General features: G+C 58.7%; 25 protein-coding genes and 5 tRNA genes. 4 read left to right on the top strand and 26 right to left on the bottom strand.

Annotation, left to right across the window (positions count from 1 at the left end; genetic code table 11):
* Positions 1 to 266 precede the first annotated feature (266 nt).
* The 20 genes from rplL to rpe all read right to left on the bottom strand — a co-directional run bounded on the left by rplL (position 267) and on the right by rpe (position 13,766).
* A complete protein-coding gene (rplL, locus tag ACZ5RT_RS00745) occupies positions 267 to 644 on the bottom strand; it encodes a 50S ribosomal protein L7/L12 (RefSeq protein WP_108428714.1) in 378 nt (125 codons plus the stop codon).
* Between the two features lie 40 nt (positions 645 to 684).
* Positions 685 to 1,191 (bottom strand): 50S ribosomal protein L10, encoded by a 507-nt coding sequence (rplJ, locus tag ACZ5RT_RS00740; RefSeq protein ID WP_108428713.1) that lies wholly within the window; start codon positions 1,189 to 1,191, stop codon positions 685 to 687.
* Positions 1,192 to 1,444: 253 nt separating this feature from the next.
* Entirely contained in the window at positions 1,445 to 2,140 is a 696-nt protein-coding gene (gene rplA, locus ACZ5RT_RS00735; protein ID WP_464453212.1) for a 50S ribosomal protein L1, read from the bottom strand.
* The gene (gene rplK, locus ACZ5RT_RS00730) at positions 2,141 to 2,572 is read right to left on the bottom strand and encodes a 50S ribosomal protein L11 (RefSeq protein ID WP_062407242.1); all 432 of its coding nucleotides are present in this window, start codon (positions 2,570 to 2,572) and stop codon (positions 2,141 to 2,143) included.
* 122 nt (positions 2,573 to 2,694) lie between these two features.
* Positions 2,695 to 3,276: a transcription termination/antitermination protein NusG gene (gene nusG / locus ACZ5RT_RS00725; protein ID WP_108285878.1), complete on the bottom strand. Its 582-nt coding sequence runs from the start codon at positions 3,274 to 3,276 to the stop codon at positions 2,695 to 2,697.
* Complete coding sequence (gene secE, locus ACZ5RT_RS00720) at positions 3,276 to 3,659, bottom strand: preprotein translocase subunit SecE (RefSeq protein ID WP_291928996.1); 384 nt, start codon at positions 3,657 to 3,659, stop codon at positions 3,276 to 3,278. Before secE ends, nusG begins: the two co-directional genes overlap by 1 nt.
* A 98-nt stretch (positions 3,660 to 3,757) precedes the next feature.
* Positions 3,758 to 3,833: transfer RNA gene (locus ACZ5RT_RS00715), tRNA-Trp, on the bottom strand.
* Between the two features lie 12 nt (positions 3,834 to 3,845).
* Positions 3,846 to 5,036, bottom strand: a complete 1,191-nt coding sequence (gene tuf, locus ACZ5RT_RS00710) for an elongation factor Tu (RefSeq protein WP_291928994.1) — start codon at positions 5,034 to 5,036, stop codon at positions 3,846 to 3,848.
* A 73-nt stretch (positions 5,037 to 5,109) separates the two neighbouring features.
* Positions 5,110 to 5,184: transfer RNA gene (locus ACZ5RT_RS00705), tRNA-Thr, on the bottom strand.
* Positions 5,185 to 5,214: 30 nt separating this feature from the next.
* Positions 5,215 to 5,288: transfer RNA gene (locus tag ACZ5RT_RS00700), tRNA-Gly, on the bottom strand.
* An 87-nt stretch (positions 5,289 to 5,375) separates the two neighbouring features.
* Positions 5,376 to 5,461, bottom strand: a tRNA-Tyr gene (locus ACZ5RT_RS00695).
* A gap of 62 nt (positions 5,462 to 5,523) precedes the next feature.
* Entirely contained in the window at positions 5,524 to 6,285 is a 762-nt protein-coding gene (locus ACZ5RT_RS00690) for a uracil-DNA glycosylase (RefSeq protein WP_464453211.1), read from the bottom strand.
* Entirely contained in the window at positions 6,285 to 7,073 is a 789-nt protein-coding gene (trpC, locus tag ACZ5RT_RS00685) for an indole-3-glycerol phosphate synthase TrpC (protein WP_291928989.1), read from the bottom strand. The genes ACZ5RT_RS00690 and trpC overlap by 1 nt, the downstream gene beginning before the upstream one ends.
* A 94-nt stretch (positions 7,074 to 7,167) precedes the next feature.
* Positions 7,168 to 8,196, bottom strand: a complete 1,029-nt coding sequence (gene trpD, locus ACZ5RT_RS00680) for an anthranilate phosphoribosyltransferase (protein WP_464453210.1) — start codon at positions 8,194 to 8,196, stop codon at positions 7,168 to 7,170.
* 38 nt (positions 8,197 to 8,234) lie between these two features.
* Complete coding sequence (locus ACZ5RT_RS00675) at positions 8,235 to 8,918, bottom strand: LysE family translocator (RefSeq protein ID WP_422169722.1); 684 nt, start codon at positions 8,916 to 8,918, stop codon at positions 8,235 to 8,237.
* A 4-nt stretch (positions 8,919 to 8,922) separates the two neighbouring features.
* On the bottom strand, positions 8,923 to 9,993 hold the full coding sequence (ltaE, locus tag ACZ5RT_RS00670; protein ID WP_464453209.1) for a low-specificity L-threonine aldolase: 1,071 nt from the start codon (positions 9,991 to 9,993) through the stop codon (positions 8,923 to 8,925).
* A complete protein-coding gene (locus ACZ5RT_RS00665; protein WP_199220137.1) occupies positions 9,990 to 10,571 on the bottom strand; it encodes an anthranilate synthase component II in 582 nt (193 codons plus the stop codon). The genes ltaE and ACZ5RT_RS00665 overlap by 4 nt, the downstream gene beginning before the upstream one ends.
* A gap of 2 nt (positions 10,572 to 10,573) precedes the next feature.
* The gene (trpE, locus tag ACZ5RT_RS00660; protein ID WP_464453208.1) at positions 10,574 to 12,073 is read right to left on the bottom strand and encodes an anthranilate synthase component I; all 1,500 of its coding nucleotides are present in this window, start codon (positions 12,071 to 12,073) and stop codon (positions 10,574 to 10,576) included.
* 275 nt (positions 12,074 to 12,348) lie between these two features.
* A complete protein-coding gene (gene gph / locus ACZ5RT_RS00655) occupies positions 12,349 to 13,071 on the bottom strand; it encodes a phosphoglycolate phosphatase (RefSeq protein WP_291928971.1) in 723 nt (240 codons plus the stop codon).
* Between the two features lie 14 nt (positions 13,072 to 13,085).
* Positions 13,086 to 13,766 carry a ribulose-phosphate 3-epimerase gene (rpe, locus tag ACZ5RT_RS00650; RefSeq protein WP_108428692.1) on the bottom strand — a complete coding sequence of 227 codons (681 nt, stop codon included), beginning with the start codon at positions 13,764 to 13,766 and terminating at the stop codon, positions 13,086 to 13,088.
* Between the two features lie 29 nt (positions 13,767 to 13,795).
* Here rpe and apaG point away from each other — a divergent pair, with 29 nt between their 5' ends.
* Genes apaG through ACZ5RT_RS00630 form a run of 4 tightly spaced genes read left to right on the top strand, consistent with a single transcriptional unit; the run spans position 13,796 to position 16,189 of the window.
* Entirely contained in the window at positions 13,796 to 14,188 is a 393-nt protein-coding gene (gene apaG, locus ACZ5RT_RS00645) for a Co2+/Mg2+ efflux protein ApaG (protein WP_464453207.1), read from the top strand.
* 35 nt (positions 14,189 to 14,223) lie between these two features.
* On the top strand, positions 14,224 to 15,189 hold the full coding sequence (gene thiL / locus ACZ5RT_RS00640; RefSeq protein WP_464453206.1) for a thiamine-phosphate kinase: 966 nt from the start codon (positions 14,224 to 14,226) through the stop codon (positions 15,187 to 15,189).
* Positions 15,186 to 15,716 carry a phosphatidylglycerophosphatase A family protein gene (locus tag ACZ5RT_RS00635; RefSeq protein ID WP_291928961.1) on the top strand — a complete coding sequence of 177 codons (531 nt, stop codon included), beginning with the start codon at positions 15,186 to 15,188 and terminating at the stop codon, positions 15,714 to 15,716. Before thiL ends, ACZ5RT_RS00635 begins: the two co-directional genes overlap by 4 nt.
* On the top strand, positions 15,716 to 16,189 hold the full coding sequence (locus ACZ5RT_RS00630) for a CinA family protein (protein ID WP_422169726.1): 474 nt from the start codon (positions 15,716 to 15,718) through the stop codon (positions 16,187 to 16,189). The genes ACZ5RT_RS00635 and ACZ5RT_RS00630 overlap by 1 nt, the downstream gene beginning before the upstream one ends.
* 125 nt (positions 16,190 to 16,314) lie before the next feature.
* Here the strand turns inward: ACZ5RT_RS00630 and ACZ5RT_RS00625 are convergent.
* The 6 genes from ACZ5RT_RS00625 to rpsM form a co-directional block, all read right to left on the bottom strand.
* Positions 16,315 to 16,391, bottom strand: a tRNA-Met gene (locus ACZ5RT_RS00625).
* 19 nt (positions 16,392 to 16,410) lie between these two features.
* On the bottom strand, positions 16,411 to 16,797 hold the full coding sequence (gene rplQ / locus ACZ5RT_RS00620) for a 50S ribosomal protein L17 (protein WP_108428696.1): 387 nt from the start codon (positions 16,795 to 16,797) through the stop codon (positions 16,411 to 16,413).
* Positions 16,798 to 16,878: 81 nt separating this feature from the next.
* A complete protein-coding gene (locus ACZ5RT_RS00615; protein ID WP_108428697.1) occupies positions 16,879 to 17,871 on the bottom strand; it encodes a DNA-directed RNA polymerase subunit alpha in 993 nt (330 codons plus the stop codon).
* Between the two features lie 100 nt (positions 17,872 to 17,971).
* Complete coding sequence (gene rpsD / locus ACZ5RT_RS00610) at positions 17,972 to 18,595, bottom strand: 30S ribosomal protein S4 (RefSeq protein ID WP_422169718.1); 624 nt, start codon at positions 18,593 to 18,595, stop codon at positions 17,972 to 17,974.
* Between the two features lie 85 nt (positions 18,596 to 18,680).
* Positions 18,681 to 19,085 carry a 30S ribosomal protein S11 gene (rpsK, locus tag ACZ5RT_RS00605; RefSeq protein ID WP_019429279.1) on the bottom strand — a complete coding sequence of 135 codons (405 nt, stop codon included), beginning with the start codon at positions 19,083 to 19,085 and terminating at the stop codon, positions 18,681 to 18,683.
* Positions 19,086 to 19,104: 19 nt separating this feature from the next.
* Positions 19,105 to 19,470: a 30S ribosomal protein S13 gene (gene rpsM / locus ACZ5RT_RS00600; protein WP_062407210.1), complete on the bottom strand. Its 366-nt coding sequence runs from the start codon at positions 19,468 to 19,470 to the stop codon at positions 19,105 to 19,107.
* Positions 19,471 to 19,483 lie beyond the last annotated feature (13 nt).

The raw sequence follows: 19,483 nt of genomic DNA, 5'->3' as shown, positions 1-19,483 counted from the left end.
TGAGCGAGCTGTTGCACTCTCTCAACGGGCTTGGCGGCTGGCCTCTACCAGCGTTGGCGGACGATTGCGCATTGCACGCAACCCGAACCAAGGGTCTTCTGCAGTCGGGTCAGAAAACACTGGAAAGTAGACTTATTCAAATCCACTTTCCGGTGTTTCGCTCAAACACTGAAAAACAGCTCAACAAGGGCTGCTTTTCGGTGTGCTCTTCAAGCACCAAAGGCTGGAGGCCCTTGCGGGCACTCCAGCCTTGGAACAAAACCGAATTACTTGAGTTCGGCCTTGGCGCCGGCTTCTTCCAGCTTTTTCTTGGCTGCTTCAGCGTCAGCTTTTGGCAGGCCTTCTTTGACAGCCTTGGGAGCGCCGTCCACCAGGTCTTTGGCTTCTTTCAAGCCCAGACCGGTGATTTCGCGCACAGCCTTGATCACGGACACTTTGTTGGCGCCAGCTTCGACCAGAACGACGTTGAAGTCGGTCTTCTCTTCAGCGGCAGCACCACCGGCGGCAGCACCACCAGCAGCAGGAGCGGCCATGGCGGCAGCGCTCACACCAAACTTCTCTTCGATGGCTTTCACCAGCTCGTTGAGTTCCATGACCGTCATGCTGTCCAGCGCGGTCAAAAATGCGTCTTTATCGAATGCCATTTTGATTTCCTAACAATTGGTTAAAACACGAACGCTGGCCTTAAGCGGCAACAGCTTCGCCTTCGCCTTTTTTGGCCGCCAGAGCGCCCAACACCACGGCGGTGCGGGACATTGGCGACATCAGCAAGCCACACAACTGAGCCAGCAACACTTCTTTCGAAGGAATGTTGGCCAATTGCTTAACGCCGTTCACGTCCAAGGCTTTGCCTGCAAATGCACCTGCGCGAATGACCAACTTGTCGTTGGTTTTCGCAAAGTCAGCCACCACTTTCGCGGCGGCCACTGCATCTTCAGAGAAGCCATAGATCAGCGGACCGGTCATCTGGTCGGCGACAACTTCAAACTGCGTACCTGTCACAGCACGGCGAGCCAAGGTGTTTTTCAACACGCTCAGCGAAACGCCGAGGCTGCGAGCTTTGACGCGCAGGTTGGTCATGTCAGCGACCGTGATACCACGGTATTCCGCCATCACAAGCGTTTGAGCTTTAGCGGCGAGGTCGGTCACTTCGGTGATGACCGCTTCTTTCTCACTGCGATTCAGACTCAAGGTCTACTCCTTTGTATGTGTTGTTCGGGTTGCCCCTTAAACACGCCTATTTGCAGCGACCAACTGTTTTGGATCTTCATCCATCTGCAGCGGGATCGCCATCTGCGTTGGCCCAAAACTTCAAGAACCCTTGAGGTTTTGTTGATTAAGCACACGGGGTGTGCACCAACGGTCTTGGATGGCCCGTTGATCTTTTCCAAGATCAACGGCCCACCACATTGAGGCGCTCGTTGAGCCCCTCAAATCTTTGCCATCACGCCGAGATGGATTGTGTGTCGACGCGAACGCCCACACCCATGGTCGAAGACACTGCCACTTTGCGCAGGTAAACACCTTTGCTGGTGGCAGGCTTGGCTTTGACCAAAGCTTCCACCAGCGCAGCCAAGTTGCCTTGCAACTTGTCGGTGTCGAACGAACGACGACCGATGGTGCCGTGCACGATACCGGCTTTGTCCACACGGAATTGCACTTGACCGGCTTTGGCGTTCTTCACAGCCGTGGCCACATCAGGGGTGACAGTGCCAACTTTGGGGTTGGGCATCAGGCCACGTGGGCCCAAAATTTGACCCAAAGTACCCACAACGCGCATCGCGTCAGGCGCAGCAATCACCACGTCGAAAGGCATGTCGCCAGCTTTCACACGGGCAGCCAGATCGTCCATGCCGACCACGTCGGCACCAGCGGCCTTGGCTTCTTCAGCCTTGGCGCCTTGGGCGAACACAGCCACACGGGCGGTTTTGCCGGTGCCGTTGGGCAACACGACAGCGCCACGCACCACTTGGTCGGATTTCTTGGCATCGATGCCCAGCTGCACAGCCACGTCGATGGATTCATCGAATTTGGCAGTTGCGCACTCTTTGACGATGGTCAAGGCGTCGGCCAATGGGTACAGCTTCAAGCTGTCCACTTTGCCAGCAAGGGCTTTTTGTTTTTTGGTGAGCTTGGACATTTACACGCCCTCCACATTCACGCCCATGGAACGGGCAGTACCAGCGATGGTGCGAACGGCTGCATCCAGGTCGGCTGCAGTCAGGTCCTTCATCTTGGTTTTGGCGATTTCCTCCAGCTGAGCGCGGGTGATCTTGCCAACCTTTTCCAGACCTGGCTTGGTCGAAGCCTTGTCGATCTTGATGGACTTCTTGATCAAGGTCGCGGCAGGAGGCGTCTTGATGATGAAGGTGAAGGATTTGTCTGCAAACGCTGTGATGACCACAGGCAATGGCAGGCCCGGCTCAACGCCTTGGGTCTGGGCGTTGAACGCCTTGCAGAATTCCATGATGTTCAAACCACGCTGGCCCAGTGCAGGACCAATGGGCGGTGATGGATTGGCTTTACCAGCTGGCACTTGCAGCTTGATGAAGCCGACGATTTTTTTCGCCATGCTTTTCTCCTTGCGGGTTGTAACGCTTTGGACCATCAGGCCCTCGGCTCCCCGGGGTTAACGACTCTGAAATATTGCCGGGCACCGAGTCGGTAAGTGCCTGGCAGAATTTTTTAAACCGATCAGGTCTTTTCGACTTGACCGAATTCCAACTCGACGGGGGTGGCGCGACCAAAAATGGTGACGGACACACGCATCTTGTTGCGCTCGTAATTGACTTCTTCGACCGTGCCGTTGAAGTCAGTGAAAGGGCCTTCCTTGACGCGGATGTATTCACCCACCTCGAACTCCACCTTGTGACGTGGCTTGTCCGTGCCTTCTTGCATCTGGCTCACGATTTTCTGAACATCTGCTTCAGAAATTGGCGCGGGGCGGTTTTTAGCGCCACCCACAAAACCCGTCACCTTGTTGGTGTGCTTGACCAAGTGCCAGGTCTCATCGTCCATCACCATTTCCACCAGCACATAGCCGGGGAAAAACTTGCGCTCTGTGGTGCGTTTTTGACCGTTTTTGACTTCGACCACTTCTTCGGTGGGCACCAAAATACGACCAAATTTGGACTCCATGCCCGAACGGGCGATGCGCTCAATGATGTTGCGCTCGACGGCTTTTTCCATGCCCGAATAAGCATGAACCACGTACCACTTCAGGTCTGGGTTGGTCGAGGAGCCCGCCATTGGGGCGTTGACTACAGCATCGTTCATTATTTTTTCCACCCAAGAATCAGATCGTAGAAAACCCATTCCAGAGTTTTGTCGGTGAGCCACAAGAACAAAGCCATCACCACCACAAAGGCAAAGACATAAGCCGTGATCTGCATGGCCTCTTTACGCTCGGGCCAGACCACCTTTTTGACTTCGCGAACAGCATCGCGGCCGAAAGCCACCAATTGACGTCCGGACTCGGAGGTGAAAAACACCGCCACACTGGCAGCCAAACCTGCGAGCAGCCCCGCCCATTGCGCCAAGCTGCCTTTGCCAGCCAACATGTAGAAGGCCACCAATGCAGCAATGACCAATGCGCCAGCCAATGCCAGACGCATCTTGTCACCAGCAGCATTCACAGTTTGAACTTCAGACGTTGCCATACGGCTTGAAACCTTTGTTGAGCCTTCGCTCACGAAGACTCTTATCAGACAAGGAAGCCCGCTAGGGTCTAGCGGGCTTGAAAATCCACCTTTTCAGGTGGCAGGGGCAGTAGGAATCGAACCTACAACCTTCGGTTTTGGAGACCGACGCTCTGCCAATTGAGCTATACCCCTACTTGAATCTCTTTAAGCGATGATCTTGGCAACCACGCCAGCGCCGACGGTACGGCCACCTTCGCGGATAGCGAAACGCAGACCTTCTTCCATCGCGATGGGGTTGATCAGCTTCACAGTGATCGACACGTTGTCACCTGGCATCACCATCTCTTTGCCTTCTGGCAACTCGATCGCACCGGTCACGTCCGTTGTACGGAAGTAGAACTGGGGACGGTAGTTGTTGAAGAAAGGCGTGTGACGGCCACCTTCGTCTTTGGACAAGACATAGATCTCGCCCGTGAAGTGGGTGTGCGGCTTGATCGAGCCGGGCTTGCACAACACTTGGCCGCGCTCGACGTCTTCGCGCTTGGTGCCGCGCAGCAAGATACCGACGTTGTCGCCAGCTTGACCTTGGTCCAGCAGCTTGCGGAACATCTCCACGCCTGTGCAAGTGGTCTTGACGGTGTCCTTGATACCGACGATTTCGATTTCCTCGCCGACCTTGATGATGCCGCGCTCGATACGGCCAGTCACCACGGTGCCGCGACCGGAGATGGAGAACACGTCTTCCACGGGCATCAGGAATGCGCCGTCTACGGCACGGTCAGGTGTCGGGATGTAAGTGTCCAGAGCCTCGGCCAGCTTCATGATGGCCTGCTCGCCCAGCGGGCCCTTGTCGCCTTCCAGCGCCAGCTTGGCGGAACCTTGAACGATCGGTGTGTCGTCGCCTGGGAAGTCGTACTTGGACAGGAGTTCGCGAACTTCCATCTCGACCAGCTCCAACAGCTCGGCATCATCCACCATGTCGCACTTGTTCAGGAACACGATGATGTAAGGCACGCCCACCTGGCGGGCCAACAGGATGTGCTCACGGGTCTGGGGCATGGGGCCGTCAGCAGCAGAGCAAACCAAAATAGCGCCGTCCATCTGGGCAGCACCGGTGATCATGTTCTTCACATAGTCAGCGTGGCCGGGGCAGTCCACGTGCGCGTAGTGACGGTTCTCGGTCTCGTACTCGACGTGAGCGGTGTTGATCGTGATACCACGGGCTTTTTCTTCGGGAGCCGCGTCGATCTGGTCGTACGCTTTGGCAGCACCGCCGAACTTGGCAGCCAGCACGGTGGTGATGGCGGCAGTCAGTGTGGTTTTGCCGTGGTCAACGTGACCGATGGTGCCCACGTTCACGTGGGGTTTGGTCCGTTCGAATTTCTCTTTTGCCATTTCTTCGACTCCGAAAAGTAGTGGTCAACAACCAAGACAGAGGGCGCACAACTCGCATTGCGCGCCCCAAAACTGGTGCCCTTGGCGGGAATCGGACCCGCGACCTCTCCCTTACCAAGGGAGTGCTCTACCACTGAGCCACAAGGGCGAAATCTTCTGACAAACTCAACCGGACGACTGGAGCGGGAAACGGGAATCGAACCCGTGTCATTAGCTTGGAAGGCTAAGGTTCTACCATTAAACTACTCCCGCACTGATTGCATTGCACGAGTGGATGCAACGCCAATGCTTGGAAACCATTTCCAATTGCTCAAATCATTCCGGCCTAAGCCAGTTTGCTGGTGGAGGAGACTGGATTCGAACCAGTGTAGGCGTAAGCCAACAGATTTACAGTCTGCCCCCTTTAGCCACTCGGGCACCCCTCCAGAAGCGAGTCTTAGATTATGCCATCCTTTTGTGACACGCCGCAAGTTTGCTCACAACTTTTTCACCATTCGATGGCTTTTTCGCCGTGCTGCCTCAAAAAATCGGCCGCCTGTGCGAAGTGACCGCACCCCATGAAGGGCATCGGCGGCCTCATGGCCGATAAGGGAGAGGGATGATTGGCCAATAAAACCAAATGCCGCGCCTGCGTATCAGCGGCTTCGATCAAGGCCCTTTTGGTCTGCGCATGCGCCCCCCAGAGCATGAACACCACAGGATGCGAACGCCTGGCCACAGCGGCAACCAGTGCATCGGTCAACACCTCCCAACCCCAACCGGCATGGCTGGCAGGTCGCCCGGCCTCCACCGTCAGGCAGGTGTTCAAGAGCAAAACGCCTTGCCGGGCCCAACGCACCAAGGAGCCCTGCTTTGGGATGGCGACACCCAGGCTGTGCTGCAGCTCCTTGAAAATATTGCGCAAGCTGGGCGGCAGGCGCACGCCAGGGGCAACAGAAAAGGCCAAACCTTCGGCTTGCCCCGGACCATGGTAAGGGTCTTGCCCCAGAATCACCACACGCACTTGACTCAAAGGGGTCAAGCTCAGCGCTCGAAAAGGCTCTGGCGGATAAATGGTTTGTCCTGCGGCCAGAGCATGGTCCAAGCGCAAAGACAAAGCACGCCCGGCTGAAGAAGTCAGAAAATCGGCAACCAAAGGCCCCCAACCATCGCCCAAGTCTGGCATGTCAGGCGGCCAAGACACCAATTGACCGGGTGCCAAGGGTTCTGCCTCGAACCCCAGACTTTGCTGACCCGTCGTGCGAGACATCAGGCAAAGAGCTTGGCCAGGGCCTCGCCGGGCTCGCGCGCGCGCATGAACGCTTCGCCCACCAGGAATGCGTTGACGTGGGCCTCGCGCATGCGCCGGACATCTTCCGGGGTTTGAATGCCACTTTCGGTGACCAGCAAGCGGTCAGCCGGCACATCGGGCAACATGTCCAGGGTGGTCTGCAGGGACACCTCGAAAGTTTTGAGGTTGCGGTTGTTGATGCCAACGAGGCGCGTTTTCAGTTTCAGCGCGCGTTCCAGCTCGGCCCTGTCATGCACCTCGACCAGCACAGCCATGTCCAGGCTACGGGCCACGGCCTCCATCTCGGCCATCTGGACATCGTCAAGGCAGGCGGCGATGAGCAAAATGGCATCGGCCCCCATGGCCCGGGCTTCGTAGACCTGGTAGGCGTCGATCATGAAGTCCTTGCGCAGCACCGGCAAGTCGCAACTGGCGCGAGCTTGCTTGAGGTAATCCACACTGCCCTGGAAGAACTGTTTGTCCGTCAACACCGACAGGCAAGCCGCGCCGAATTCGGCATAGCTTTGGGCGATGTCGGCCGGAATGAAATCGGCCCGCAACACACCTTTGGACGGGCTGGCCTTCTTGATCTCGGCGATCACGGCCGCCTGGCCTGCAGCGATCTTGGCGCGCATCGCACCTTCGAAGTCGCGGGTCAGCACGCGGCTTTCGGCATCGGCCCGCACCACAGCCAAGGATTTCTGCTTCAAAGCAGCCGCCACTTCTTGGCGTTTGACCGCGACGATTTTGTCCAGGATGTCACTCATGATGTTCTTTCTGTTCGGGCGTGGTGGCACCGTATTTCAAAATGCAAACAAAGAGGCGGCACGTGGCCCAAGCCCCTTCGCCAAATCCGATCGCTCACGCGGCCTTCTGGCCAAAGGCGACAAACTGCGCCAGCTTGGCTTTGGCCGCACCCGACTCGATGGCCACACGCGCACGCGCCAGACCATCGGCAATGCTGCTGGCCACATTGGCCGCATACAAGGCCGCGCCCGCGTTGATCATGACGATGTCCCGCGCCGCACCGGGTTCATTGTCCAGCACGCCACGCAACATGGCCATAGACTGCTCGGGTGTGTCCACTTTCAGGGCCCGGTTGCTGGCCATGGTCAGGCCGAAGTCTTCCGGGTGGATTTCGTATTCGGTGATCTGCCCGTTTTTGAGCTCGCCCACCAAGGTGGCCGCGCCCAGGCTGATTTCGTCCATGCCGTCGCGCCCGTACACCACCACCGCATGCTCGGCCCCCAGGCGTTGCAAGGCACGCACCTGAATGCCCACCAGGTCAGAGTGGAACACGCCCATCAAAATGTTCGGGGCACTGGCGGGGTTGGTCAAGGGACCCAAAATGTTGAACATCGTGCGCACCCCCAGCTCCTTGCGCACCGGGGCCACGTTTTTCATGGCCGGGTGGTGGTTGGGTGCGAACATGAAGCCGATGCCCACCTCCTCGATCGAGCGCGCAATCTGCTCGGGCGACAGGTGGATGTTGCCACCCAGGGCTTCGACCACGTCGGCGCTGCCCGATTTGCTGCTGACGCTGCGCCCACCGTGCTTGGCGGTTTTGGCCCCGGCGGCAGCGGCCACAAACATGGCGCAGGTCGAGATGTTGAAGGTGTGGGCCCCATCGCCCCCCGTGCCCACAATGTCCACCAGGTGTGTGGCGTCGGCCACATGCACCTTGGTGGAGAACTCGCGCATCACTTGGGCGGCGGCGGTGATCTCGCCAATGGTTTCCTTTTTCACACGCAGGCCTGTGACAAGTGCTGCGGTCATGACGGGCGACAGCTCGCCATTCATGATCATGCGCATGAGGTGGAGCATCTCATCGTGAAAAATCTCGCGGTGCTCGATGGTGCGTTGCAGCGCTTCCTGAGGGGTGATGGGCATGGTGGTTTTCCTCTCGGAGGGTGGGATTCGTTGAAAATTCAGTGCGATGGCGCGTCGGTCAAGGCGAGCTTCAGACCAAAGCCGATGAACAGCAGGCCCGACAGCCGATCCAGGTGGCGCATGCCACGCTGCAGCCAGTGGGCCCGGCGACTCAACCAGGCAGCCGCCAAAGCCCAAGCCATGCACACCAGCAGACTGTTCAGATTGAACAAGCAGCCCAGAAGCACAAAGGACCAGGCCGGATCAGCCGCCTGCGCCGGGATGAATTGCGGCACAAAAGCCAGGAAAAACAGCGCCACTTTGGGGTTCAGCGCGTTGGTCGCGAAAGCGCCGAAAAACACCGCACGCATACGGGGCACCTCCTCAGGCGAAGATTCGCGCGGAAGGGCCGCCATGGCCTGAGGACTTACAGCGACCTCATCACCAGCCGCCCGGGAAGTGCGCCACAACAAACGCGAGCCCATCCACAGCAAGTAGGCCGCCCCCATCCACTTGATCAGGTTGAACGCGTCTGTTGAAGTCGCCAGCACGGCCCCCAGCCCCAGAGCGGCTGCAGCCACATGCACGAAACACCCGGCCGTGATGCCCCAGGCCGCCACAAGCCCCCGCCGCACGCCGCCGCGCAGCGACTGGTTGACGATGTAGAGCACATCCGGTCCGGGCGTGAGGTTAAGCAGCACACCGGCCAGCATGAACATCCATAGTTGGGACGCGTCGGGCATGGCTTCAGTAAACGCCTGTTCGGGTGGACGCCGGGCTGGTCTGTGCGGATGCGTTCGCCATGAAGCGCCGGATGCAGTCAATGGCGTGGTCAATACCCGCTGCATCCACGTTCAAATGCGTCACAAAGCGCAGGCCGATCAAGCCTGTGGCCAAAACACCCTGGGCCTTCAAATCATCGAGCAGCGCCGGGCCACGTCCATCGGCCACATCCACAAACACGATGTTGGTTTGCGCCGAGCGGACACTCAGGCCCGGCACGCCTTTCAGGCCTTGGGCCAGCCGTTGAGCCAAGGCATGGTCATCGGCCAAACGCTGAACATGGTGGTCCAGCGCATGCAAGGCCGCCGCAGCCAGAATGCCGGACTGACGCAAGCCGCCGCCCAACACCTTGCGCCAGCGCAACGCCTTGGCGATCAGTTCACGCGAACCACACAAAGCCGAACCCACAGGTGCGCCCAAACCCTTGCTGAAACACACCGACACGCTGTCAAAGTGGTCCACGATGCGCCGCACGCTGGCCATGACCGACCCGCCTTCGACTTGCGCCACGGCCGCATTGAACAAGCGGGCACCGTCCAGATGCACTGCCAGACCGTGCTGACGGGCCAGACCTGTGGCTTGCGCCAGATAGGCGGGTGACATGGGGTGGCCGTTCCAGGTGTTTTCCAGCGCCAGCAAGCGTGTGCGTGCAAAGTGGCAGTCGATGGGTTTGATGGCCGCCGCGATGTCGGTCAGCGCCATTTCACCTGAAGCATTTTGCGCCAGCGGTTGCGGCTGGATGCTGCCCAGCACGGCCGCGCCACCGCCTTCGTAGCGGTAGGTGTGCGCGTTTTGACCGACGATGTACTCGTCGCCCCGCTCGCAATGCGCCATCAGGGCGCACAGGTTGCTTTGTGTGCCCGAAGGCATGAACAGCGCGGCTTCTTTGCCGGTGATCTGCGCGATGCGTTCTTGCAAAGCGTTGACGGTGGGGTCATCGCCAAACACATCGTCGCCCAAAGGGGCGTTCATCATGGCTTCACGCATCGCTGCTGTGGGTTGCGTGACGGTGTCGCTGCGCAGGTCGATGGTCATGGCCGCTCCAGGAAATTCTTGAGCATGGCGTGGCCGTGCTCGGTGAGGATGGATTCGGGGTGGAACTGCACGCCCTCGATGTCCAGCTCGGTGTGGCGCACGCCCATGATTTCGCCGTCGTTTGTCCAGGCCGTGACTTTCAGGCACGGCGGGCAAGTGGCCCGCTCAATGGCCAGGGAGTGGTAACGGTTGACCGTGAACTGCTGGGGCAAGCCCGCGAAAACGCCCTCTTGCGTGGTGGTGATGACACTGGTCTTCCCGTGCATCAATTCCTGCGCCCGAACAATCTGGCCGCCAAAAGCGGCGCCAATGCTCTGGTGACCCAGGCAAACCCCCAAAATGGGCAGCTTTCCTGCGAAGTGCTGGATCGCCGCCACCGAAATACCCGCCTCGGCAGGCGAACACGGGCCGGGCGAGATCACCAAACGGTCAGGCTGGCGTGCCGCAATGCCTTCGAGCGTGATTTCGTCGTTGCGAAAGACCTCGACTTCCGCGCCCAGTTCACCAAAGTACTGCACGATGTTGAAGGTGAACGAGTCGTAGTTGTCGACCATCAGGAGTTTGATTTTTTTCGCCATGATCACTCCAAGCCCTCTTCGACCAATTCACTGGCCCGCAGCAAGGCACGCGCCTTGTGCTCGGTTTCTCGCCATTCCATTTCGGGCACCGAATCGGCCACCACGCCAGCAGCAGCCTGCACATACAGCGTCTGGTCCTTGATGACGGCGGTGCGGATCGCAATCGCCACATCCATGTCGCCCGCATAGCTGATGTAACCACACGCGCCGCCATAGATGCCGCGCTTGACGGGCTCGAACTGGTCGATCAATTCCATGGCGTGCACCTTGGGCGCGCCCGTCAAGGTACCCGCCGGGAAAGTGGCTTTGAGCACATCCATGTTGGTCATGCCTTCATTGAGAACACCCTCGACGTTGCTCACGATGTGCATGACATGGCTGTACCGCTCCACCACAAAGGCCTCGGTCACCTTGACCGAACCGATCTGGGCGATGCGACCAATGTCGTTGCGGGCCAGGTCGATCAGCATCACATGCTCGGCCCGCTCTTTGGGGTCGTTGATCAGCTCCTGCTCAGCAGCCTTGTCTTTCTCGGGTGTGGCACCCCGGGGGCGTGTGCCCGCCAAGGGGCGAATGATGACCTTGGCGCCTTCTTCGGTTTGTTCCTGGCGCACCAGAATCTCGGGGCTGGCCCCGACGACATGGAAGTCCCCGAAGTTGTAGAAATACATGTAGGGGCTGGGGTTGAGCGAGCGCAGCGCCCGGTACAACGAGAGCGGACTTTCGGTGTAGCGCTTTTTGATGCGCTGACCCACCTGAACCTGCATGAAGTCGCCGCCTGCGATCAGTTCCTTGGCCTTTTCCACGGCGGCGATGTAATCGGCCTTGGCGAAATCCCGCTCGGCCGGGTAAGACTGGGTGGGTTTGACGACCGGTGCACTGACCGAGTACTTGAGCTGCTCTTTCAGGTCACGCAGGCGCTTTTTCGCCCCCACATAGGCCTCGGGCGTGGCCGGGTCGGCGTACACGATCAGGTACAGCTTGCCCGACAGGTTGTCGATGACGGCCAGCTCTTCGCATTGCAGCAGCAAAATATCGGGCGTACCCAGGGTGTCGGGCGGGCAGGATTTTTCGAGCTTTTTCTCGATGTAACGCACCGCGTCATAGCCGAAATAACCTGCCAAACCGCCGCAGAACCGGGGCAGACCCGGGCGCAAGGCGACCTTGAACCGCTTTTGGTACTGCTCGATGAAGTCCAACGGATTGCCTGTCGCACTCTCGATCACCGCGCCATCGCGCACCACCTCGGTCTTGGCCTCGGCACCAAAACCGCTGGCACGCAGCAAGGTGCGTGCGGGCAGGCCAATGAAGCTGTAGCGACCAAAACGCTCACCGCCCACCACCGATTCGAGCAAGAAGCTGTATTTGCCGTTGTCTTTGGTGTGGGCCAGCTTCAAATAGAGCGAGAGAGGGGTTTCCAGGTCCGCAAAGGCCTCCAGCATGAGGGGAATGCGGTTGTAGCCTTGGCTGGCCAGGCTTTTGAATTCAAGTTCGGTGATCACGGGCAAGAGCCTCCAAAGCGCTCAGCGACCTCGGGCGAGGTGCTTTTCATTCATCCAGGTGCCCAGCCGATGCCGGGCGCGGGTGGCGGGCAAGGCCGCACGGTCAAGGGTGTCAGGCTGGCTGACGCCAGGGCCAGGCTCCCCGGCCTTCCGCAAGAGAATGGCTCGGCAGGCTGGCTGCGCTGATGAGGCTGTGGACGATGAACATGGTGTTGCAAGTGTAGCAAAGCCTGTGTGCCGGTTTTCACCGGATGTGCGGCCTGCCTTGACTCACATCATGGGTTCGTGGTGTGCAAGCACGCTGTCAAATCGGCCAGCGTATCCAACCAAGCGGCGGCAGGCGTGTCTTGCACACGCTGACCGTGGTTGTAGCCGTATGTGACCAGCACCACCGGGCAGCCCGCTGCGTGGGCGGCCTGCGCGTCGTTGCTGGAATCGCCCACCATCAAGGTGCGTGCGGTGTTTGTCCCCAGCGCTTCACAGGTTTTCAGCAAGGGCAAGGGGTCGGGCTTTTTGCGCTCGAAACTGTCACCGCCAAACACCGGGCCAAAAAAGTGCGCCAGTGACTTCTCTTTCAGCAAGGCCTGGGCAAAAGCCAAGGGTTTGTTGGTCAGGCAGGCCATGGGCATGCCCTGCGCAGCCAAAGCCTCGAGCGCCTCCAGCGCGCCAGGGTAGACATCGGCAAACTGGCCATTGATCGCCAAATAGTGGTGCTGGTAGCGCTGCCAGGCGCGGCCGAAAAGGGCCTCCACCGACAAGGCCGGGCATGCTGGGCCCACGCCTTTGACCTCGGGCCGGTTGATTTGATGCGCCAGCAAAGTGCGGATCAGGTGCTCTGAGCCTTTGCCAATGGTTTGCGCGATGAGCTCGTCGGACACCGGCGGCAAGTCCAGATCGGCCATGGTGCGGTGCAAGGCCACCTGAAAATCTCCCAAGGTGTGCACCAGGGTGCCGTCCAGGTCAAAAATGACCGCGTCAATCTGCGTCAGATCCTGCATGGGGCTTCCCCCCTTCAGGACAAAGCGACGCGCATCTGGTCGATCACGGCTTTGTAATCGGGTTTGCCAAAAATGGCACTGCCCGCCACAAAGGTGTCGGCTCCAGCATCGGCCACGCGGCGGATGTTGTCGGCCTTGATGCCACCGTCCACCTCCAATCGAATGTCCCTGCCGCTGCGTTCGATCCACTGGCGCGCCAGCTCCACCTTGCGCAAGGCCGAATCGATGAAGCTTTGGCCACCAAAGCCCGGGTTCACGCTCATGATCAGGATCAGGTCGATCTCGTCGATGGTCCACTCCAGCACATCCAGGGGTTCGGCCGGGTTGAACACCAGCCCGGCCTTGACGCCTTTGCTCTTGATGGCCTGGATGCTGCGGTGCACATGCGCGCTGGCATCGGGGTGAAAGCTGATGAGGTCGGCGCCAGCCTCGGCGAAAGAAGCGGCCAATGCATCGACGGGCGAGATCATCAAATGCACATCGATCGGCACCGCAACGCCCATGGCTGTTTTGGCATGCGGCTTGAGCGCCTGACAAATCATGGGGCCGAATGTGAGGTTGGGCACGTAATGGTTGTCCATCACATCGAAGTGGATCCAGTCGGCGCCAGCGTCGATGACACTTTTGACTTCGTCGCCCAAGCGTGCGAAATCGGCCGAGAGGATGGAAGGGGCAATGCGGTAGGTCGTCGTCATCCCCGAATTGTCGCAGTTAACATGTGCGCATGTCCGCCTACACTGTTCAAATTGACGTGCTGCCCCAGTACGTGGCCCAGCAAAGTGACCCCCTGCAGGATGTGTTCGCTTTCGCCTACACCGTCACGGTCACCAACACTGGCCGCATGCCGGTGCAACTCATCTCGCGCCACTGGGTCATTCAGGACGAGCGCGGGCACACCGAAGAAGTCAAAGGTCTGGGCGTGGTGGGTCAACAACCTTTGCTGCGCCCCGGCGAATCCTTCCAGTACACCAGCGGCTGCCGCCTGCGCGCACCCAGCGGCACCATGAACGGCAGCTATTTTTTCGTGGCCGAAGACGGCCATCGATTCGATGCATCCATCGACACTTTTGTGCTCGATTCATCGGACTCAGGCCTCTCCGGCCGAACACTCCACTGAATCTGTTCGCTTGGCTTGCGGTTAAGCTCTTGGCCATGGGCGAATTTGACCTGATTGAACGCTTTTTCAAACGACCACCGACCCGCGCGAATGTGGGCATTGGGGACGACTGTGCCATCTGGTCACCACGGCCTGGCCATCAACTCGCTGTTTCCGCCGACATGCTGGTGGAAGGCCGGCACTTCCTGTCCACGGTAGAGCCGCGACGTCTGGGACACAAAGCCTTGGCCGTGAACCTGAGTGATCTGGCCGCTTGCGGGGCCCAACCCCAAGCCTTTTTGCTGTCGCTGTCTTTGCCCCGTGCCGATGAGGCGTGGTTACAAGGTTTCTCCGAGGGTCTGTTCAAGTTGGCCGATGAACATGCCTGCGAATTGATCGGCGGCGACACCACGCAGGGTCCTTTGAACATCGCCATCACCGTGCTGGGTGATGTGCCCGTCGGCCAGTCGATTTTGCGCAGCGGCGCTCAGGTGGGTGACGACGTGTACGTCACCGGTCACGTGGGTGATGCCCGGCTGGCTCTGGAAGCCTTTCGCGGTCATGTCAGCCTGCCCCAGGCCGTTTTTGAGCAAGCCCGGCTGCGCATGGAAACCCCCACACCCCGTGTGGCCCTGGGACAAGCGCTTCGCGGCATTGCCCATGGCATGGCCGACATCAGTGACGGCTTGCTCGGCGATTTAAAGCACATTCTGAAGGCCAGCCATGTCGGCGCCGACATTGAATTGAGCGCCACCCGCACACTGATGGCCGCCTCCAGCGCATGGCCCTGCCCAGAATCGTTGGCCATGACTTGCGTTCTTTCTGGCGGCGATGATTACGAATTGGTGTTCACAGCCTCGCCTGCTGCTGCTGCACAGGTTCAATCGGTGGCACAAGCCACGCACACCCGGATCACACGGATTGGTTGCATCACCGCGTCGCTTGGCATTGTCTTGCGTGATGACAGGGGACAGGCTGTGGACCGCCACTTCCCATCGTTTGATCATTTCGCTTCCCCATGATTCGCCCTTTGGACGCCACGGCCGACAGCCGACCTGTTCGCCCTTCTGCGGCCTTCATGTTGTCACACCCTGCACACCTGATCGCCTTGGGTCTGGGGTCGGGCCTTGCGGCCAAAGCACCGGGCACTGTGGGCAGTCTGTGGGCTTGGGCCTCATGGCTGGTGATTCAGCATTACCTCTCCATTCCCGCACAGGCGGCTTTGATTGCACTGGCCCTTTTGCTGGGCTGGTGGGCCTGCACAGTCACGGCACACAACATGCGCATCAGCGATCCCGGCGCCATTGTCTGGGACGAGGTGATCGCTGTTTGGTTGATTTTTTTCCTCATCCTGCCCACGGGCTTTTGGGGTCAACTGACCGCTTTTGTTTTGTTCCGTTTTTTTGATGCCGTCAAACCCGGCCCCGTCGCCTGGGCTGATCAACTTTTCAAAGGCTTTGGTTGGCGCGGCGGCTGGGGGATCATCTGGGACGACCTGGTGGCCGCTTTTTGCACCTTGTTGTGCATCGCTCTTTGGAGGTGGTTTTGATGCTGGATGTGTGCACACAACTTGCCGAACGTCTGCTGCGTTTGAACTGGATGCTGGTCACGGCCGAAAGTTGCACAGGCGGCATGATCGCCAGCCGTTGTACCGACCTGGCGGGCTCCAGCGCCTGGTTTGACCGAGGATTTGTCACCTACTCCAACGCGGCCAAAATGCAGATGCTGGGCGTCCATGAGGCCTTGATTGACGTTCACGGGGCTGTCAGTGAACCCGTGGCCCGCGCCATGGCACTGGGCGCTGTGTACCAGGCACAGGCCTCGGTCTCTGTCGCCGTCACAGGCATCGCGGGTCCGAGCGGGGGGAGCCCTGACAAGCCCGTTGGCACAGTTTGGTTGGCTTGGTGCATCGAGGGCCGTGTGAGCGCGCAATGCCAACGCTTTGCTGGTGATCGGCGTGCAATCCGGGAAGCCACCACGCTGCACGCCTTGCACGGATTGCTGGAACGTCTGCCGCATTGACCCAACGGCCCCATGGCCCCATGGCCCCATGGCCCCATGGCCCCATGGCCCCATGGCCAAACAAGATCAGAAACGAAAAAACCCTCCGAAGAGGGTTTTTTTGATGTTCAACCGCAGTTGAAATTTGGTTGCGGGGGCCGGATTTGAACCAACGACCTTTGGGTTATGAGCCCAACGAGCTACCAGACTGCTCCACCCCGCGGTAAGACGTTAATTATACCTTATTCTGCTGCTTGCTCAGCAGAAGAATCAGCGCGATCGACCAATTCGACCAAAGCCATCGGTGCGTTGTCGCCCACACGGAAACCCATTTTCAGGATACGTGTGTAACCGCCTGGACGCTTGGCAAAACGAGGGCCCAGATCGGCGAACAATTTCACAACGCTGTCACGGTCACGCAGGCGGTTGAAAGCCAAACGCTTGTTCGACAAATTGTCTTCCTTGGCCAATGTGATCATGGGCTCAATGACACGACGCAGCTCTTTGGCTTTGGGGAGTGTGGTCTTGATGACTTCGTGCTCGATGAGCGAGTTCATCATGTTGCGCAGCATGGCGAGGCGGTGCTCGCTGGTGCGGTTCAATTTACGGAGGCCGTGTCCGTGACGCATGGTGCTTTCCTTTCTTTATTTAACAGGCAGCCGTATCAGGTACTGCCCGTGCACACCCCGGATTTATCCGGGAACTTCGTATTATCGCTTTTCCAGACCCGCTGGCGGCCAGGCTTCGAGCTTCATGCCCAAAGTCAAACCACGGGAAGCCAAAACTTCCTTGATCTCGTTGAGTGACTTGCGACCCAAGTTAGGGGTCTTGAGCAACTCGTTCTCGGTGCGCTGAATCAGATCACCGATGTAATAAATGTTTTCTGCTTTGAGGCAGTTGGCCGAACGAACGGTGAGTTCGAGTTCGTCCACAGGACGCAACAGGATCGGATCGAAACTGCCGGCACCACCACGCTGTGCTGGCTCGTTGAATGCAGACAGTTCGCTGCCTTCAAGTTGCGCAAACACCGCCAATTGCTCCACCAGAATCTTGGCCGAAGAGCGCACGGCATCTTCTGCCGTGATCGCGCCGTTGGTCTCGATTTCGATGACCAATTTATCCAGATCGGTACGCTGCTCAACACGCGCGCTTTCGACGGTGTAGCTCACACGCTTGACGGGCGAAAATGAAGCGTCGAGCACGATGCGGCCCAAAGCCTTGGTGGGCTCATCGGCAAAACGGCGCATGGTGCCAGGCACATAGCCACGCCCCTTTTCGACCTTGATCTGCATGTCCAACTTGCCGCCTTGCGACAAATTGGCAATGACGTGATCAGGGTTGATGATTTCCACGTCGTGGGGTGTCTGGATGTCGGCGGCCGTCACGGCGCCTTCGCCGTCTTTGCGCAAACTCAGCGTCACTTCGTCGCGGTTGTGCAGCTTGAACACCACACCTTTGAGGTTCAACAGAATGTTGACCACGTCTTCTTGCACGCCGTCGATGGACGAGTACTCATGCACCACGCCCGCGATGGTCACTTCGGTGGCGGAATAACCCACCATGGAAGACAACAAAACGCGACGAAGCGCGTTGCCGAGCGTATGGCCATAGCCACGCTCGAATGGCTCCAACGTGACTTTGGCACGGTTGGCAGCCAGTTGTTCGACTTGGATGGCTTTGGGTTTCAACAGATTGGTTTGCATTCAGACTTCCTCTCAATACCCCCGGTTCGTTACACCGGTAAGGCTGATGAAGCACCCGGCCCACAATGCCTTGTGCGCCGGGAACGATTGAAACGACGTATTAACGTGAATACAGTTCGACGATCAACGATTCGTTGATGTCTGCAGCGAATTCATCGCGATCAGGCACTTTCTTGAAGACACCTTCGGCCTTGTCGGCATTGACTTCGACCCAAGCGGGCATGCCCACCTGCAAAGCCAATTGCAAGGCTTCAACCACGCGGTTCTGCTTCTTGGACTTTTCGCGCACAGCGATCACGTCACCGGCCTTGACCAGGTAAGAAGGAATGTTCACCGATTGACCGTTCACAGTGATGGCCTTGTGAGACACCATCTGGCGTGCTTCAGCACGTGTGGAACCAAAGCCCATGCGGTACACGACGTTGTCAAGGCGGCACTCCAGCAGACCCAAGAGGTTGGAACCTGTGTTGCCCTTGCGGCGATCGGCTTCGGCAAAGTAGCGACGGAATTGCTTCTCCAGCACGCCGTACATGCGCTTGACTTTTTGCTTTTCGCGCAATTGCAGACCGTAGTCAGATGTGCGCTGACCCGAAGTGCGGCCATGTTGACCAGGCTTGGAGTCGAATTTGGACTTGTCCGCAATGGAGCGGCGTGCGCTCTTGAGGAACAGATCGGTGCCTTCGCGGCGAGAGAGTTTGGCCTTGGGGCCGAGGTAGCGTGCCACTTGATTTTCCTTTATGCAACTGCCGCATCAGAAATGCGGGAGCCAGGCGATGCAAGCATGGCCTGGCGGTGGGCTTGGTTTGAAATTAGATACGACGACGCTTCTGAGGGCGGCAGCCGTTGTGCGGAACCGGTGTCACGTCGGCAATCGAAGTGATGCGGATACCCAATGCACCCAGGGCACGAACCGAAGACTCGCGACCAGGACCTGGGCCCTTGATTTCGACGTCCAGGTTTTTGATGCCTTGTTCTTGTGCAGCACGACCTGCGACTTCAGATGCGACCTGGGCTGCAAAAGGTGTCGACTTGCGCGAACCCTTGAAGCCTTGGCCACCCGAAGAAGCCCACGACAAGGCATTGCCCTGGCGGTCGGTGATCGTGATGATGGTGTTGTTGAAAGACGCGTGTACGTGTGCGATGCCGTCGGCAATGTTCTTGCGGACTTTTTTGCGAACACGTTGTGATGCGCTGTTGGATTGTGCTTTAGCCATGGTGGTCTCTCAGTCCTGCTTATTTCTTCAGAGCCGCTGCGCCTTTGCGCGGACCCTTGCGAGTGCGTGCATTGGTGCGTGTACGCTGACCGCGCATGGGCAAGCCGCGACGATGACGGAAACCGCGGTAGCAACCAATGTCCATCAAACGCTTGATGTTCATGGTGGTTTCGCGGCGCAGATCACCTTCAATGGTGAAAGCTGCGATCTGGTCGCGGATTTTCTCGAGATCAGCGTCCGTCAGATCCTTGATCTTTTTGGAATAAGCGATGCCGGAAGCTTCGCAGATTTGTCGAGCGCGGGTGCGTCCAATACCGAAAATGGCGGTCAGGCCAATTTCAGCATGTTTGTGCGGCGGAATGTTGATGCCAGCGATACGTGCCATTTTCGTCCTCTAA

It is taken from the genome of Limnohabitans sp. TEGF003, from assembly GCF_055395455.1.
This window is presented reverse-complemented; position numbering and strand designations above follow the sequence as displayed.

Bases quoted from the DNA above. Each gene is read 5' to 3' on its own strand.
- rplL (WP_108428714.1), bottom strand. From the start codon at position 644: ATGGCATTCGATAAAGACGCATTTTTGACCGCGCTGGACAGCATGACG.
- rplA (WP_464453212.1), bottom strand. From the start codon at position 2,140: ATGTCCAAGCTCACCAAAAAACAAAAAGCCCTTGCTGGCAAAGTGGAC.
- rplK (WP_062407242.1), bottom strand. From the start codon at position 2,572: ATGGCGAAAAAAATCGTCGGCTTCATCAAGCTGCAAGTGCCAGCTGGT.
- nusG (WP_108285878.1), bottom strand. From the start codon at position 3,276: ATGAACGATGCTGTAGTCAACGCCCCAATGGCGGGCTCCTCGACCAAC.
- secE (WP_291928996.1), bottom strand. From the start codon at position 3,659: ATGGCAACGTCTGAAGTTCAAACTGTGAATGCTGCTGGTGACAAGATG.
- tuf (WP_291928994.1), bottom strand. From the start codon at position 5,036: ATGGCAAAAGAGAAATTCGAACGGACCAAACCCCACGTGAACGTGGGC.
- ACZ5RT_RS00690 (WP_464453211.1), bottom strand. From the start codon at position 6,285: ATGTCTCGCACGACGGGTCAGCAAAGTCTGGGGTTCGAGGCAGAACCC.
- trpC (WP_291928989.1), bottom strand. From the start codon at position 7,073: ATGAGTGACATCCTGGACAAAATCGTCGCGGTCAAACGCCAAGAAGTG.
- trpD (WP_464453210.1), bottom strand. From the start codon at position 8,196: ATGCCCATCACCCCTCAGGAAGCGCTGCAACGCACCATCGAGCACCGC.
- ACZ5RT_RS00675 (WP_422169722.1), bottom strand. From the start codon at position 8,918: ATGCCCGACGCGTCCCAACTATGGATGTTCATGCTGGCCGGTGTGCTG.
- ltaE (WP_464453209.1), bottom strand. From the start codon at position 9,993: ATGACCATCGACCTGCGCAGCGACACCGTCACGCAACCCACAGCAGCG.
- ACZ5RT_RS00665 (WP_199220137.1), bottom strand. From the start codon at position 10,571: ATGGCGAAAAAAATCAAACTCCTGATGGTCGACAACTACGACTCGTTC.
- gph (WP_291928971.1), bottom strand. From the start codon at position 13,071: ATGCAGGATCTGACGCAGATTGACGCGGTCATTTTTGACCTGGACGGC.
- rpe (WP_108428692.1), bottom strand. From the start codon at position 13,766: ATGACGACGACCTACCGCATTGCCCCTTCCATCCTCTCGGCCGATTTC.
- apaG (WP_464453207.1), top strand. From the start codon at position 13,796: ATGTCCGCCTACACTGTTCAAATTGACGTGCTGCCCCAGTACGTGGCC.
- thiL (WP_464453206.1), top strand. From the start codon at position 14,224: ATGGGCGAATTTGACCTGATTGAACGCTTTTTCAAACGACCACCGACC.
- ACZ5RT_RS00635 (WP_291928961.1), top strand. From the start codon at position 15,186: ATGATTCGCCCTTTGGACGCCACGGCCGACAGCCGACCTGTTCGCCCT.
- ACZ5RT_RS00630 (WP_422169726.1), top strand. From the start codon at position 15,716: ATGCTGGATGTGTGCACACAACTTGCCGAACGTCTGCTGCGTTTGAAC.
- rplQ (WP_108428696.1), bottom strand. From the start codon at position 16,797: ATGCGTCACGGACACGGCCTCCGTAAATTGAACCGCACCAGCGAGCAC.
- ACZ5RT_RS00615 (WP_108428697.1), bottom strand. From the start codon at position 17,871: ATGCAAACCAATCTGTTGAAACCCAAAGCCATCCAAGTCGAACAACTG.
- rpsK (WP_019429279.1), bottom strand. From the start codon at position 19,085: ATGGCTAAAGCACAATCCAACAGCGCATCACAACGTGTTCGCAAAAAA.
- rpsM (WP_062407210.1), bottom strand. From the start codon at position 19,470: ATGGCACGTATCGCTGGCATCAACATTCCGCCGCACAAACATGCTGAA.